The 13,977-nt window shown below is 66.7% G+C and carries 15 protein-coding genes; 3 read left to right on the top strand and 12 right to left on the bottom strand.

From position 1 onward, the window contains the following. Positions 1-93: 93 nt before the first annotated feature. From D1F64_RS07810 to D1F64_RS07755, 12 genes are all read right to left on the bottom strand, one after another. Positions 94-663 carry a hypothetical protein gene (locus D1F64_RS07810; RefSeq protein WP_117411979.1) on the bottom strand — a complete coding sequence of 190 codons (570 nt, stop codon included), beginning with the start codon at positions 661-663 and terminating at the stop codon, positions 94-96. 29 nt (positions 664-692) lie between these two features. Then, positions 693-1,190, bottom strand: a complete 498-nt coding sequence (locus D1F64_RS07805) for a cytochrome c-type biogenesis protein (RefSeq protein ID WP_117411978.1) — start codon at positions 1,188-1,190, stop codon at positions 693-695. Positions 1,191-1,214: 24 nt separating this feature from the next. Then, positions 1,215-3,194, bottom strand: a complete 1,980-nt coding sequence (locus D1F64_RS07800; protein WP_117411977.1) for a heme lyase CcmF/NrfE family subunit — start codon at positions 3,192-3,194, stop codon at positions 1,215-1,217. 54 nt (positions 3,195-3,248) lie between these two features. Next, positions 3,249-3,692, bottom strand: coding sequence for a cytochrome c maturation protein CcmE (gene ccmE / locus D1F64_RS07795; protein ID WP_117411976.1), 444 nt, complete (start codon positions 3,690-3,692; stop codon positions 3,249-3,251). A gap of 67 nt (positions 3,693-3,759) precedes the next feature. Continuing rightward, complete coding sequence (ccmI, locus tag D1F64_RS07790) at positions 3,760-4,938, bottom strand: c-type cytochrome biogenesis protein CcmI (RefSeq protein ID WP_117411975.1); 1,179 nt, start codon at positions 4,936-4,938, stop codon at positions 3,760-3,762. A gap of 346 nt (positions 4,939-5,284) precedes the next feature. Then, entirely contained in the window at positions 5,285-6,775 is a 1,491-nt protein-coding gene (locus D1F64_RS07785) for a hypothetical protein (RefSeq protein WP_162901405.1), read from the bottom strand. A 234-nt stretch (positions 6,776-7,009) separates the two neighbouring features. Continuing rightward, positions 7,010-7,477 (bottom strand): RT0821/Lpp0805 family surface protein, encoded by a 468-nt coding sequence (locus D1F64_RS07780; RefSeq protein WP_117411973.1) that lies wholly within the window; start codon positions 7,475-7,477, stop codon positions 7,010-7,012. Positions 7,478-7,719: 242 nt separating this feature from the next. Then, on the bottom strand, positions 7,720-9,075 hold the full coding sequence (locus D1F64_RS07775) for a sensor histidine kinase (RefSeq protein ID WP_117411972.1): 1,356 nt from the start codon (positions 9,073-9,075) through the stop codon (positions 7,720-7,722). Beyond that, positions 9,065-9,793: a response regulator transcription factor gene (locus D1F64_RS07770; protein WP_162901404.1), complete on the bottom strand. Its 729-nt coding sequence runs from the start codon at positions 9,791-9,793 to the stop codon at positions 9,065-9,067. Before D1F64_RS07770 ends, D1F64_RS07775 begins: the two co-directional genes overlap by 11 nt. Positions 9,794-9,830: 37 nt before the next feature. Further along, entirely contained in the window at positions 9,831-10,100 is a 270-nt protein-coding gene (locus D1F64_RS07765; protein ID WP_205470696.1) for a PepSY domain-containing protein, read from the bottom strand. Positions 10,101-10,220: 120 nt separating this feature from the next. Further along, the gene (locus D1F64_RS07760; RefSeq protein ID WP_117411971.1) at positions 10,221-10,745 is read right to left on the bottom strand and encodes a hypothetical protein; all 525 of its coding nucleotides are present in this window, start codon (positions 10,743-10,745) and stop codon (positions 10,221-10,223) included. Between the two features lie 272 nt (positions 10,746-11,017). Beyond that, the gene (locus D1F64_RS07755; protein WP_162901403.1) at positions 11,018-11,917 is read right to left on the bottom strand and encodes a peptidoglycan-binding protein; all 900 of its coding nucleotides are present in this window, start codon (positions 11,915-11,917) and stop codon (positions 11,018-11,020) included. A 113-nt stretch (positions 11,918-12,030) separates the two neighbouring features. On the opposite strand from D1F64_RS07755, the gene D1F64_RS07750 reads away from it, so the two are divergent. The 3 genes from D1F64_RS07750 (at position 12,031) to D1F64_RS07740 (ending at position 13,938) form a co-directional block, all read left to right on the top strand. After that, positions 12,031-12,909 (top strand): hypothetical protein, encoded by an 879-nt coding sequence (locus tag D1F64_RS07750; RefSeq protein WP_162901402.1) that lies wholly within the window; start codon positions 12,031-12,033, stop codon positions 12,907-12,909. 31 nt (positions 12,910-12,940) lie between these two features. Beyond that, complete coding sequence (locus D1F64_RS07745) at positions 12,941-13,126, top strand: hypothetical protein (protein WP_117411968.1); 186 nt, start codon at positions 12,941-12,943, stop codon at positions 13,124-13,126. Between the two features lie 134 nt (positions 13,127-13,260). Beyond that, entirely contained in the window at positions 13,261-13,938 is a 678-nt protein-coding gene (locus D1F64_RS07740; RefSeq protein WP_162901401.1) for a class I SAM-dependent methyltransferase, read from the top strand. Positions 13,939-13,977 lie beyond the last annotated feature (39 nt).

Below are 13,977 nucleotides of genomic sequence, written 5' to 3'. Positions count from 1 at the left end.
CTTGAGACGCACTCTGACGGAGCGAGCCTTACAGCTCTCTGTCGGGGGATTACAAGTTGGTAAGGTTGGGAGAATGCAGCCGCGCTTGGTCCATCAGAGACAGGGATTGGACACAGGCAGCTTGGGTGATGCGAAGAGTTCGTCAAACCGCTCCTTTTCGAGCAGGCCGGGTACCATCATCCGGACATTCTCTAGCTTCGAACATGACCTGCCGCGTTGCACCACCTTCGCGACAGCGGCTTCGTAGGCTTCGCTCGCCTTGTTCGCGGCGGCCGGCGGAAAGGCACTTTTCGCATAGAATCCAAGAAGGCGCGAGCGCTGGTCGGCAAAGGCGCGAGCCTCCTCCTTGCTCATCAAACTTGGACAAATACGCGCTGCTGCATCGATCTCGACGAAAAAATAGGTCAAGCACCCGATGGCGTCGGTCGGATCTGTACCAACATATCCCTTGTTGGTATGCCGCACCGTGATCCCGCTCGGTAAAACCAGCGTTTCAACTCCGTCGGAAGAGACTGTGACACGGTCGGCGTGGCGCTCGAAAAGCGCCGGATAATCGACCAGCCCGAGCGGATCAGCAAATGCGGAAGAAGTCGTAGCGACCAGCACGAGAAGAAAACCGGTCGCGAGGCAAGAGCACGCCTTGGCGAGAATTCGCAATCCCATGGCACACCCTCTCCTCCTCATGATGCCCCCTACCCCTCCATCACGCGCTTGAGCTCCGCCTGTTCCGCCTCGCTGAGCGGTTCCACGCCCGCGCTGCGGGCCGCGGCCTTGTTGCGGCTCGCGCGGAAGACCAGAAAACCGCCCAGCAGCAGCGCCAGCGGCGCGCCGAGCCACAGGGCCAGGGTGTGCAGGGCGAAGCGGGGTTTGAGCAGCACGAATTCGCCGTAGCGGTCGACCAGATAGTCGATGACCTCGCCGTCGCTGTCGCCTTCCTTCAGGCGCTCGCGCACCAGGATGCGCAGGTCGCGGGCCAGCGGCGCGTCGCTGTCGTCGATCGACTGGTTCTGGCACACCATGCAGCGCAGCTCCTTCGACAACGCGCGGGCCCGGTGCTCCAGCACCGGATCGCTGAGCACCTCGTCGGGCTGCACCGCAAGCGCCGGACCGGCGCACAGGAGCGTCATGGCGCCGGCAGTTGCCAGCGTCAGAACCAGGGCCACCGTGAAGGTGGAAAGCGCCCGGCGCATCGCGTAATCCCTCATCTCGCGCCCCTACTCCGCCGCGACAGGGGCCGCGCGGCGCGCGGGCCTGGGCGCGCCGACGCGCAAGCGGCGATCTGATAACGACACCAGTCCGCCGAACACCATGATTATCGAGCCGAGCCAGATCAGCGTCACCAGCGGCTTGTCGTAGCCGCGCACGGTGATGCCGCCGCCATCCTGCACGTCGCCCAGCGACACATAGAGCTGGTTCAGGCCGAACGTCTTGATATCGGCCTCGGTCGTCGGCATCTGGCGGGCGGGGTAGAAGCGTTTCGTCGGCTTCATCTCCGCCACCACCACGCCGCCGCGGCGCACGGTGAACTGGGCGACATCCTCACGGAAATTCGCGCCCCGCGCCGGCGTCAATCCCTCGAACGTCGCCTCGTATTTGCCGATCGTCACGCTCCCGCCGGGCTTGACCACCTCGATGGTCTCGCTCTGCCAGGCGGTGACCGCCACCATGCCGAGCACCGACACGCCGACGCCGAAGTGGGCGATCGCTGTGCCCCAGACCGAGCGCGGCAGGCCGATGGCGCGGCGCAGCGACTGGCCCGGAGGCAGCGAGAACAGCTTCGTGCGCACCGCAAGCTCGCTCATCGAGCCGACCATGACCCACACGGCGGCGCCCACGCCCAGCGGCGCCAGCACCCCGGCCTCGCCGTTCAGCCAGGCGGCGAATACCGCCACCAGGATCGCAAGCCCGAGAACCGCCAACAGCCGCTGCGAGGCGGCCAGCAGATCGCCGCGCTTCCACGCCAGCAGGGGGCCGAAGGGTATCGCCACCATCAGCGGCGCGACCAGCGGAATGAAAGTCAGGTTGAAGAACGGCGCGCCGACGGAAATCTTCTCGCCGGTGATGGCGTCCAGCGCCAAGGGGTACAGCGTGCCGACGAAGACGGCGGCGCAGGCGGCGGTGAGGAACAGGTTGTTGAAGATCAGCGCGCCCTCGCGCGAGATCGGCGCGAACAGCCCGCCCTGCTTGAGCAGCGGCGCGCGCCAGGCGAACAGTGCCAGCGATCCGCCGATGAAGACGATCAGAATGCCGAGGATGAAGATGCCGCGCTCGGGATCGGTGGCGAATGTGTGCACCGAGGTCAGCACGCCCGAACGCACCAGAAAGGTGCCCAGCAACGACAGCGAGAAGGTCAGGATGGCCAGCAGTATGGTCCAGATCTTCAGCGCGTCGCGCTTCTCCATCACGATGGCGGAATGCAGCAGCGCGGTGCCCAGGATCCACGGCATGAACGAGGCGTTCTCCACCGGATCCCAGAACCAGAAGCCGCCCCAGCCGAGCTCGTAATAGGCCCAGTAGGAGCCCATGGAGATGCCCAGCGTCATGAACATCCACGCGACCAGCGTCCACGGCCGCATCCAGCGCGCCCAGGCGGCGTCGATGCGGCCTTCCAGCAGGGCTGCGGCGGCAAACGAGAAGGTGATCGAGAAGCCGACGTAGCCGAGGTAGAGCAACGGCGGATGGATCGCCAGGCCGATGTCCTGCAGCAGCGGATTGAGGTCGTTGCCCTCCATCGGCGCCGGGTTCAGGCGCAGGAACGGATTGGAGGTGAACAGGATGAACAGCAGGAAGGCCGAGGCCACCCAGGCCTGCACGCCCAGCACGTTGGCGCGCAGGGTTTCGGGCATGTTGCGGCCGAAGGCGGCGACCAGCGCGCCGAACAGCGCCAGGATCAGCACCCACAGCAGCATCGAGCCCTCGTGGTTGCCCCAGACGCCCGAGATCTTGTAAATCAAGGGCTTGGCGGAATGCGAGTTCTGCCAGACGTTGAGGAGCGAGAAGTCGGACTGCAAGTAGGCCATCGTCAGCGCGGCGAAGGACAGGCCGACGAACAGGAACTGCATGCCGGCCACCGGCGCCGCCACCGCCATCAGCCGCGCGTCGTGCCGGGCCGCGCCCCACACCGGAATCACCGATTGCACCAGCGCCATGACCAGCGCCAGCACCAGCGCGAAATGGCCGAGTTCGTTGATCATACCGGCTCTCCCCTTGCCGCGCGGTTCCTGCCCGCGCGCCGTTGTCAGCAACGGTCAATTGGTTTCCTTGCCCTGCCACACGCCTTTTTCCTTCAGCGCTTCGGCCACTTCCTTGGGCATGTAGTTCTCGTCGTGCTTGGCCAGCACGCTGTCGGCGCGAAAGGTGCCCTCCGGCGTCATCACCCCTTCGGTGACCACGCCCTGGCCCTCGCGAAACAGATCCGGCAGCACGCCCGTGTAGCGCACCGCCACGTCGTGCTCGGTGTCGGTCACGGCAAAGCTCACCGTGGTGCCCTCGCCGCGCACGACAGAGCCTTCCTTGACCAGCCCGCCCAGGCGGATGCGCTGGCCCGGCGCGATGTGCTTCTCCGCCACATCCGAGGGCGACTGGAAGAACACGATCTGGTCCTGCAGCGCCACGAGAATCAGGACGGCGGCCACGGCCAGCACCGCGCCGGCGGCGGCGATCAGCGACAGGCGGCGTTGTTTGCGGGTCATCGGCGGGCCTGCTCCTGCTTCAAACGGACGGTTGTTCCCGCCCCATGGCGGTCGACAGTGTGATGGTTCATGATTTCAGCCCCGCGTCGGCGGCCAGCTTGTCGAGCGTGGACAGAGCCTGCGCGTCTCCGGCCATCGCCGCCTGCGCCTTGGCCAGCGCGCCGCGGGCGGCAGGCTTGTCGCCCAGCACCACATAGGCGCGCACCAGCCGCGTCCATTCCTCCACCGAGCCGCCGTCGGCGCTCAGCCGCTCGTCGAGCCGCGCCACCATGCCGGTGATCATCTCCTGACGGTCACCTTGCGACATCTGCGAGGCCGCGGCGACATCCTCGCCGCTCGGGCCCGGCAACGCGCCGCCCTGCCTGTCGGGCGCCTGTATTGGGGGTTGGCCGGCGATCACGGGCGGTTCGACGCCGAGCTCGGCGAGTTCGGCCTGAGCGGCGGGCACCCAGGGCTCGGTTCCGTCGGCGCCGGACAACAGCGCCTGCCAGGCCTCGATCGCCTCCTCGCGGCGGCCTTCCTGGGCCAGCGCGATGGCGAGAAAGAAGCGAGGTTTCACGGCTTGCGGCTCCAGCGCCACCGCGCGGGTGAAGGCGTCGGCCGCATCCGCCGTGATCATGCCCTGATTGGCGACGACCAGCGCCTCGCCCAGATTGGTCTGCAGGCTCTGGCTTTCGCCCTCGATCCGGATGGCGTTGCGGTAGGCGCGCGCCGCATCATCCGGCCGGCCAAGACGCATGTAGACCGGCGCGACCACCGCCCAGCCGCGGCCGTCCTCGGGGTTGTCGGCCAGATGGCGTTCCACCCGCGCGACCATCACCTCGATATCGGGATTGTCGCTGCTTGCGGCGATGCGGTCAGCCAGCGGCTGGTCGGCCAGTTGCGGCGAGCCCGCCATCAGATAAAGACCCAACGCGCCAAGCGGCACCAGCACAATGGCAGCCGCGCTGGCGATCATGCGGCGCGGCCCCGCGTCATCGCCCTCGCGATGGCTTTCTTCCTCGGCCGCTTCCCGGCGCGAAGCCTGCAGCAGCCGCCGGGCGATTTCCGCGCGCGCGGCTTCCGCTTCCGCCGGCTCGATGACGCCGCGCGCCAGGTCGCGTTCAAGCTCGCCGAGCTGATCCTTGTAGATGGCGACGTCCTGCTGATGGTCGGGCGCCACGGAGCGGCCTCCGCGCGTCAACGGGATGAGCACCGCGAGCGCAGCGAGGACGGTGAGGAAGGCGAACAGAATCCAGATCATCATGGTGCGGCTTTAATAACGCGATTGGACGCGCCTCACATAAGTATCGACAGATCGGCGACATTGTGTCGCTGGGGCACCCAGGGGCCGCCCGACGGAAAGCCTCATCATGCGCCTGTTGAGAACCCCGCCCCGCGTGCTCGCCGCGGACACCATCGGGCAACCACAACCACCGGCGAGGACACCGGACAAGGGCGCGCGGTCCATGGGTAGCATGACCACCACCGGATCGGCACAAATTGTTTGGAATGAATATAAGGTACGCCCCCGCACGCCGCAATCAGCCAAGCTGACGCATGCCAACGGCTGAGACGTCGCGAACCGCGGTGGATCCGGGGGGCGGCGGGGTTCAGCCGCGCGCGCTTTTCCGCGGCGTATCGGCGAACAGACCGTCTTCGTCGGCGGTGGAGAGATCCTCCCCCTCGCACAGCTTGTCACGGCGCTCGCGCAGACGACGGGCGTAGTCGTCGCCGAAATAGATGGTGCAGAAATCGATCGAGGCGTTAAGCGCCGCCAGACAGGCCCGGCGGTGATCGCCAGTGGCTTCGCGCAGCTTGTCGGCCAGCGCGCGGCTGCCGATGTCGAGCACCTGCTCCACGCTCTGATGCAGCCGCCGCGCCAGTTCACTCACCGCCAGCGCCTCACCGGCGTTGCGCGCGACCAGCAGCAGGCGCAGAATCTGCGCCGCATCGTTGACCGCCGCCGTGTCCTGCACGAAACGGCCATCCTCATCGACCGGCGGGATCTGCATCGCGCGGCGCAACTCGGCGACTGCGCTGTTCAGCGTCTTTGTGACGAATGCCGCCATGTCGGCGCGGGACTTGGCCAGTTGCTCGCGCCATTCCGCCACATCGTCCACGCGTGTCTCGATGTTCAGGTCACGCACCAGATCACCGAAGCCGCGCACCGCATCGACCATGGCCGCGCCGCGCGAGGGATTGCCGCGCGCCTGCTGCGCCACAAGGGTCAGGCGCTGGGTCTCGGCCAGCAGAGCATCGACCAGCGGGCGGTAGGGCGACTTGTGGATCAGATTGGCCTTGCTGGAGCGCGCGGCGCGCGTGGCGAACGCCACCAGCCAGGCGGGGTCTTCCGCGCGGGCCAGCAGCAGGGCCGCCAGCCACCAGGCGCGGCGCGGGTCCTTGCCCACGAATTCCTTGGCCTGCGCAAGCAGGAGATCATCGGTGCGCAGATCCACCGCATCGAGCGTATCGGACAGCCCGTCGGCGAAGGCGGCGATCTCCTTCTGCTGATCGAGAATCGCGTGGACGTCCTCAAGCTCCGCGAGAATGTCGTCGCCGCCGACGCGATAGGCCACCTTCTGCTTCGCCAGCGTGTCGGCGGCCGCCTCGTCGAGCGTCTCGCGCATCGCCTTGAGCGCGATGGCGCGCAGGGCTTCGGAGGCCTTGTCCACGGCCTCTTCCTTGAAGTCGCGCTTGGCGAGTTCCTTCTGCAGGCGAATGATGGCGTCGGGCGCGATGTCGCGTTCCAGCCACAGCCAGATGGCGTCCAGCGAGGGCCGGTAGATCCGGCCCGGCGCCTTGGTGTCCAGCACTTCTGAAATCAGGAAAGGCCGCAGCGGCGCGAAAAAGGCGCGCTTGAGGAGACTGCGCCGGTGGGCGTCGGGCTCGCCGTCCGCTTCGGGCTTGCGGATCAGCGCGCGCGCCGCTTCCAGAATCACGTCGCTCTGGGGGTCGTCCACACCGTTCTCGCGGGCGGCTTCCAGCCCGCGCACGAGCATGGCCAGCGCCCTTCCGGACAGGCCTTCGAGGTAGGAACGGACTTTGAGCGCAATTAGGCTCCGGTCGACCATGAGGACGTCCCAGGCAAGGGGTTGGGGCACGCAATTAATCATTTCCCCTAGGGTGTCGGAAAAAGTTTAATCAAATCTTGCAGATGGAGGAGAAACTGGCGCATTGGCGCGGTTTCTTCCGCTACGGAACGGGACGGCGCCGCCAGCAGCCCGGCGCGCTGGCGGCGATCGGGCCCGAAAAATACGGGCCGCGCACAGCAAAACGGCGCGGCTGATGCCGCGCCGTGTCGTCGCAATAATATTCGTCGTCGAAACCGTCGCGGGCTAGCCCACGGGGCGCCATGTGCCATCGGGCTGGCGGCAGGCGGTGCCGCGCGCCACTTCCGGCTGGCCGTCGATATAGATCGTGTGCGTGTAATCGCGGCAGTCGGCGGAATTGATCCGGTAGGACGGGCCCGGGACCACGTTGCCGCGGCGGCCCGTGTCCGGGTTCTCCCAAGCTGACGGCTGACCGGAACGGTTGTACTCCAGAGCGCGGTATTGGGCATTGTAGGCGTATTCACGGTCACGCTCGTCAAGCGACCGGCCGATCTCGCTGCCGATCATCGAACCGATCACGGCGCCCGCTGCGGTTGCGGCCAGCTGCCCGCTGCCCGCGCCGAACTGCGCTCCGATCACGCCGCCGGCGACGGCGCCGGCCACCGTGCCGATGCCCTGCTTGGGGCCGGTGTCGGTGCAGGCCGCCATGCCAAGTCCGACGGACGCCACAACCGCAACTTTCAAAATCTGCATGTTCTCTTTGTCTCCCGCAGCCCGGGCCCTGAGACCCTGAGGCACATGTCAATATTCCCGTGATTCGGGAAATATCCGTGAGCTTCTCTCGCCCGCCAATTCAAACCAGGACCGGACAGTATTCCGTGTCGCTTCGGGTCCCACAGGTTTGTGGCCGAAGTTGGTCAAGAACTCGGGTTACAACGGTCAACCATCATGACCGGCATTGGTTCCCAAGAACTTTACACGCTTGCCGGGCCACATCACACCGCCGGCAGTTCGAGCCGCGCCGCAAGACCGCCCAGCGGCGTGTCCTCGAGCACGAAGCGGCCGCCATAAAGAGCCGCCAGATCGGCGACGATCGACAGACCAAGGCCGGATCCGGGGACTGTCTCATCCAGCCGGCGGCCGCGCTGCATCGCCTGTTCGCGTTGCGGCGCGGACAGGCCCGGCCCGTCGTCCTCGATGAGAATCGACAGCATCGGCCGGCGCACGTCCTGGTGCGGCGCCAGGGTGACCCGGACCCTCCCCTCGGCCCATTTGCAGGCATTGTCGATGAGGTTTCCCAGCAGTTCCTCGAAATCCTGGCGCTCGCCGCGAAAGCGCAGATCGGGCGGAGCGATGGCCTCGATGCTCAGGTTCCGGCCGCCATGGATCTTGCGCATGGTGCGCACCAGGGCGTCCACGACGGGGGCTGTTTCCGTGGCCACGCCGATGACCCGGCGCTGGGCGGCCATCCGGGCGCGTTCCAGATGATGCTCGATCTGCTGGCGCATCAACGCGGCCTGTTCCGCGAGCTTGCTGTTGCGGGCCTCGTCGCCGCCCGCGCCGCGCACCTCGTTGGTGATGACGCTCAGCGGCGTCTTCAGCGCATGCGCCAGATTGCCCACATGGGCGCGGGCGCGCTCGACGATGTCCCTGTTGGACGCGATCAGCCCGTTGAGCTCGACGGCCAGCGGCGCCAGTTCGCTCGGCAGGTCCTCGTCGATCTGCTCCGCCTCGCCGCGGCGAACGGCGGCGAACGACGCCTTGAGCCGGTTGAGCGGCTTCAGGCCGATGCGCACCTGCAGGAAGATTGCCGCCACGAGTCCCAGTCCGAAAATGCTCAGGGTCAGCGCCACCTGCCCCGCGAATGCCACGGTTTCCTGTGCCAGCGTCGTGGTCTCCCCCGCCACCGCGATGAGCCGCCTGCGGTCGGTTCCGAAATCGACCAGCCGCTGGCTGACACGCACCTCCTCGCGGGCGGGACCGCGCGCGTAGCCGCGCCACTCGGTTTCCGCCTCTCCGATCGGCGGCAGCACCAGCGCGTCGCCCACCAGCGACGGCGAGGCGAACAGGACGTCATTCGACGCATCCGGGTCGCGCACCGTCCAGTACCAGCCCGAAAGCGGCAGCCGGAAGCGCGCCTCGCCCGGCGGATCGGGTTCCGAGCCTTCCGCGTCGGCCACCGACAGCTCGCCGATCAGCGTGGTCATGTAGACGTTGATGCGTTCGTCAAACGCGCGTTCGCTGGCCGCGCTGTACAGCTCGACGAGAATGAACCCCGCGATCGCCAGCGCGACGACCGACCAGACGGCGGCAACCAGAATCAGCCTTAGGGAAAGCGAGCTACGGCGCATTGCCCGTCCCTGGGCCTGCTCCCGGGCCTGTGTCCGATGCCGCCTCGCCCGCCGGCGCGTCGGGATCGTTCAGCCGGTAGCCCAGCCCGCGCACGGTCTCGATCAGCTCCGCGCCCACCTTCTTGCGCAGCCGCCCGACGAACACCTCGATGGTGTTTGAATCGCGGTCAAAATCCTGATCATAGAGATGCTCGGTCAGCTCGGTGCGCGAGACCACCCGGTCACGGTGGTGCATCATGTAGGACAGCAGCCGGTATTCGTGCGAGGTCAGCTTGACGGGCGTGCCCGCGCGCGTGACCCGACCCGCACGCGTATCCAGCGCCACGTCGCCGCAAGTCATCTCGTTGGACGCATGACCGGCGGCCCGGCGCAACAGCGCGCGCAGCCGCGCCATCACTTCCTCGATGTGGAACGGTTTCGCCACATAGTCGTCGGCGCCCGCGTCGATGCCGGCCACCTTGTCCGACCAGCGGTCGCGCGCGGTGAGCAGCAGCACCGGCATGGTCCGGCCGTCCGCGCGCCATGTCTCCAGCACCGTCAGCCCGTCCATCTTCGGCAGGCCGATGTCCAGCACCACCGCGTCATAGGGCTCGGTGTCGCCGAGAAAGTGCCCCTCCTCGCCGTCATGCGCCGCATCCACCGCGTAGCCCGCGTCGCGCAGGGCCTCGACAAGCTGCCGGTTCAGGTCCTCATCGTCTTCCACTACCAGCAGCCGCACGCCGATCCCCTTGTATGATGATGTTTGTTCAATCCGCTCAGCGCAGCACCGCGCCGGAGCGCGCGTCCACGGTCACGCGCCGCACCTGGCTGCCCGAGAGCACAGAGAGCTGATAGACCAGCCGCCCGCCGCTCTGGCACAGGTCCGCGCGCACGATCTTGCCCTGAATGCCGGCACTGATCGCGCCGAGCGGCTGCGCCTGGCCGCTGGCCACCGCCTGGCGCGCCTCGCCGCCCGACAGGCACTGCGCCGCAGCCGTCCCCGTCAGCGCGAGCGACAGCGCCACCGCGTACGATACCTGCCGCAAGCGGCTGCCCAATGTGAAATGTTCCCGTGTCATGCCGCCTTGATAGCGCATTTTCGTTGAATGGGACATGAACGGATCGCGCTGTGCGGGGAGAAACGACCGCATGTCCGGCCCTGTTCCTCACCCCCTCCCCGCCTTCTTCTCCGAGCTGCGCTGCCAGACGTAGACGCCGAGCACGGACGCGCCAAAGCCGAGATACGTCGTGATGTAGCCGCCGGTCAGCCCCAGCGCGCCCACCGGGTTCTCCGCCCAGCCCACCGTATAGGCCAGCACCGCGCCGATGGCGGAATAGACCAGGCCGAACTGGATGCCGAACAGCGGCCGCCAGATGCGCGTCAGCAGTCCCGGCGCGGTCTGTTCCGCGCGCATGGTGGCATTCACCTCCGCCAGCATGGCGGCCAGGTCCTCGCGCCGCTCCACGTCCACCTGCCGGAACGCCTCGCCGACGTCGGTCGGGTTTTCCCGAAACGCCGTCTCGATGGCGATCGGCGTGTTCGGCACACCGATACCTTTGGCGATTTCATCCACGACGGAGCCGGCCAGCTCGCCGGCCGCGCCGCCGAGCTGCTTGCGAAACAGTCCCGCGATCAGCGGCGCGCCCACCTGGGCGGCGATTCCGGCAAGGCCGGCAAGGGCGATGGGCATGGGAGGTCTCCTGTGAGCACGTGTGTTCTTCGCGGCGTCCGCGCCCCGCCAGGCCATGGCGTCGAGCGGATAGCATGCAAGCGGGGGCAACGTCGAACGCACCGCCGATCCTTCGAGACAGCCGCTGCGCGGCTTCCTCAGGATGACGCCGAATGGGTGGCGGTTTCAAAAGACATCAACACGACAACGTCACCCTGAGGAGGACCGCAGGTCCGTCTCGAAGGGTCGGCCACCGGTTCGGGCAACGGCCAAGCCAATCGGTGAAGGAAGGCTCAAAGTCTGCCGAGCAGATGCCTGATCTCGTCGCGGTAGCGCCAGGCGAAGAAGGCGCCGGCCACCAGCAGCACGGCAAGCCCGATGCCGACGCCCCAGGCGGTCAGATCGACGCCGGTCACATGGTTGACGACGGGCGACTGGTCGGCCGCGGCCACGCCGCCGCCCGAGCCGCCGGCGGCGGCCGTCGTCTGCGCCGCGCGCTTGCGCAGGTTCATGGCGCGGATCAGCGCCGCGCGCGTGGCCGGGCCGACGATGCCGTCGTCGTCGAGATGCGGGTGGCTGCGCTGGAAGGCGAGCACCGCGTTGCGGGTATCCGGGCCGCGATGACCATCGACGGGGCCTTTGTAGAATCCAAGCGCCTTGAGCTGGGCCTGATAGGCCTCCACCTCGCGCCGGTCGGTGGAAACGGAAGGACCCGACGCCGACAGCCCGGCCGTGGTCTCGCTGCGCAGCCGGCCATACTGTCCGCGAAAGATCAGATCGGCCTCCGCCTTGCGCCGGCGCACCAGGCCGGGCAGCACCTTGCCGTCGCCCTTGGTCCACTGCATCAGCGAGGCCTCGGCCGCCGCGAACTTGTTCGCCGCGTAGTGCTTCACCCAGGAGGCGTTGTGGATCCGGCCGGAATTGAAATCGAACGATGTCGCCCCCTCAAAGGGCTTCTGCGCGGCAAACGCGCCGGTGGCCGTTACCCGCTTCTCGAAGCGCTTGACGTCCTGCGCCAGCAGCGCCATGGCCTGGGCATGGGTGATCCGCATGCCGGGCTTGGGAACCAGCCCCCCGGCGCGCGCCGTGTGGCCCACGCCGATGGTCAGCACGCCGGCGGGACAGCGGTAGGTCTTGAGCACGACGCCCTCGTGCTCGGCGATGAAGGCGCGGCCGCGCGGGGATGTTTCCATGGGACAGCCTCCCGTCCATCGACACGAGGTTATTGTGGGAAGAAGAGGCCTCGCCGGGATCGCCTTGCGGCGCGGAAAAACGGCGTGATACGGTCGCCCGATCAGGAGACCCCATGACATCGCTGTTCCTTCACGTCGGCCTGCCCAAGACCGGTACGACAAGCCTGCAGAGGTTCCTCGACGACAACCGCGACGCCCTCGCGGCGCGGGGTTTCGGATACCCGAAAACCGGAATACCTGCCGCGCCGCACAATTGGGGGCACCACGGGCTCGTCTCGGCGCTCGACGACGGCGATCCCGGCGGCTTGTGGCACGCCTGCGCACGCGAGGTCGCCGGCAGCCCGGCCGCGGTCGTTTCGTCGGAACTGTTCTCGCGGACTTTAGGGGCGGTTTCCGCCGGGCCGATCCTCGACGCCTTCGCGCAGTGGACCGTCGTCCCGGTCATCTATCTGCGGCGGCAGGATCAGTTCCTGGAGGCAGCCTACAACTACAACGTCAAGGCCAATGGCGTGACGGCGGACATCATGACATTCGCCGAGGAGTTTGCCTGGCGTCTCGATTACGTCCGTCTCCTCGAGGAGCTGGAACGGGCATTCGGCCGATCCACGCTGCGCGTCAGGATCTACGGCCGCGAACTGGTCGGCGGCGACACCGTTTCCGACTTCCTTTCAGCCATCGGCCTGCCTTTCGATGACGCCCTCAGGCGCCCGCAAGTGGCTCTGAATCGCGGCCTGACACGGGACGGGATGACGCTGATGCTTGCCGCCAACCGCCGCCATGCCGACGCCCCCGATGCCCTCGCCGCTGCAAGGCGGGAGATTGTCGCGGCGAACCCTGCCGCCGCCCACACCGAGCATTCGATGCTCAGCCGCACCCAGCGTCAGGCCATCCTGTCGCGATACAAGGCCGGCAACGCGGCCATCGCCGCGGCCCATTTCGGGCGCCGGGTGCTTTTTCGAGACGAGTATCCGCGAGCCGTCCGTCAGGCGTAGGCAAGTCAGCGCGCTGGAATCGAGTTTGCGGATGAAGACCGTGGTGCCGTTGTTGTGGCGCGCGCAGGTGACGCCGGCGAAGCGCACCGAGCGGCCGGGACCGCCGGCCGTCATCCGCGCGGGTATGTCAGCGGAACAGGCCGATGACGGTTGCGGCGCGCGGCGAGGATCGTCAAGCATGACTTCTTGCCAGGGACACGCGGTGCTCTACAAATGAGGTCTGAGCGGTATGTCTTGCTGTCGGAACGCGTGGAGAATTGTTTCCGGTCAGCTTCTTATGACGCTTGTTGATGTGGTGGATAGCTGTTTAGATGCGCGCCAATTGCGCTCCAATCCAGAGGTACCGAACCTGTGACGTTTCCCGATAACCATTACAAAGAAGTAGCGTTTTTGGCTGGCGTGCAGGTCTCCGAAGCCGGTGAGTACGTGATGAACCCGGCCTGGGATATGAGGCGCGATTCCTATTTCAACTTTCTGCGAACGAAGGGGCTGGACGAAGACACCCGGCTGCTGGACATCGGCTGCGGTGCCATGCCTCTGGGTCATGCGGCGATCCCGTTCTTCGAGGGCGGGAGTGGCCGGTATTTCGCTGCGGACATCAGTCAGAAGACGATTGACGTTGCGCGGGACCTGCTGCGCCAGAAAGAACTCTCTCTTCCGGATAAACATATCAGCATCTCGGATAATTTCGACTGGCCGGACGACTGGGCGCCCGTCGATCTGGCGTTCTCGAACTCCCTGTTTTCCCACCTGACACTCAATGCAATCTATCTTTGCCTAGTCAATGTTTACCGCGTGATGAAGCCTGGCGGGGTCTACTATTCGACGTTCTTCCTGTGCCCGGATGATCACGATCAGCGGCACGAATTCAAAATCGGGGGATTGCGTCTCAAACTCTGGGCCGATGCGTATTGCTACAAATTTGCCGCGATGGAAGCGATCGCACACGCAGCCGGCTTCGAATTCAGTCTTTCCGAAAAATGTAACTTAGGCGAGCAGGTGACGGGGACGTTTTCGAAACGCGCCTGATCGCCTCGCCAGGAATGGCGGCCTTAACCAGCGTTCTCG

Origin of the sequence: Breoghania sp. L-A4, assembly GCF_003432385.1 — a bacterium.
Taxonomy (GTDB): Bacteria; Pseudomonadota; Alphaproteobacteria; order Rhizobiales; family Stappiaceae; genus Breoghania.
The sequence above is the reverse complement of the archived record's forward strand: the minus strand, read 5'-3'. Positions and strand labels throughout refer to the sequence as shown.

What these genes read in the sequence shown, in the direction of transcription:
- D1F64_RS07810 (WP_117411979.1), bottom strand. Translation starts at nt 663, where the DNA reads ATGGGATTGCGAATTCTCGCCAAGGCGTGCTCTTGCCTCGCGACCGGT.
- D1F64_RS07805 (WP_117411978.1), bottom strand. Translation starts at nt 1,190, where the DNA reads ATGCGCCGGGCGCTTTCCACCTTCACGGTGGCCCTGGTTCTGACGCTG.
- D1F64_RS07800 (WP_117411977.1), bottom strand. Translation starts at nt 3,194, where the DNA reads ATGATCAACGAACTCGGCCATTTCGCGCTGGTGCTGGCGCTGGTCATG.
- ccmE (WP_117411976.1), bottom strand. Translation starts at nt 3,692, where the DNA reads ATGACCCGCAAACAACGCCGCCTGTCGCTGATCGCCGCCGCCGGCGCG.
- ccmI (WP_117411975.1), bottom strand. Translation starts at nt 4,938, where the DNA reads ATGATGATCTGGATTCTGTTCGCCTTCCTCACCGTCCTCGCTGCGCTC.
- D1F64_RS07780 (WP_117411973.1), bottom strand. Translation starts at nt 7,477, where the DNA reads ATGCAGATTTTGAAAGTTGCGGTTGTGGCGTCCGTCGGACTTGGCATG.
- D1F64_RS07775 (WP_117411972.1), bottom strand. Translation starts at nt 9,075, where the DNA reads ATGCGCCGTAGCTCGCTTTCCCTAAGGCTGATTCTGGTTGCCGCCGTC.
- D1F64_RS07760 (WP_117411971.1), bottom strand. Translation starts at nt 10,745, where the DNA reads ATGCCCATCGCCCTTGCCGGCCTTGCCGGAATCGCCGCCCAGGTGGGC.
- D1F64_RS07755 (WP_162901403.1), bottom strand. Translation starts at nt 11,917, where the DNA reads ATGGAAACATCCCCGCGCGGCCGCGCCTTCATCGCCGAGCACGAGGGC.
- D1F64_RS07750 (WP_162901402.1), top strand. Translation starts at nt 12,031, where the DNA reads ATGACATCGCTGTTCCTTCACGTCGGCCTGCCCAAGACCGGTACGACA.
- D1F64_RS07745 (WP_117411968.1), top strand. Translation starts at nt 12,941, where the DNA reads ATGAAGACCGTGGTGCCGTTGTTGTGGCGCGCGCAGGTGACGCCGGCG.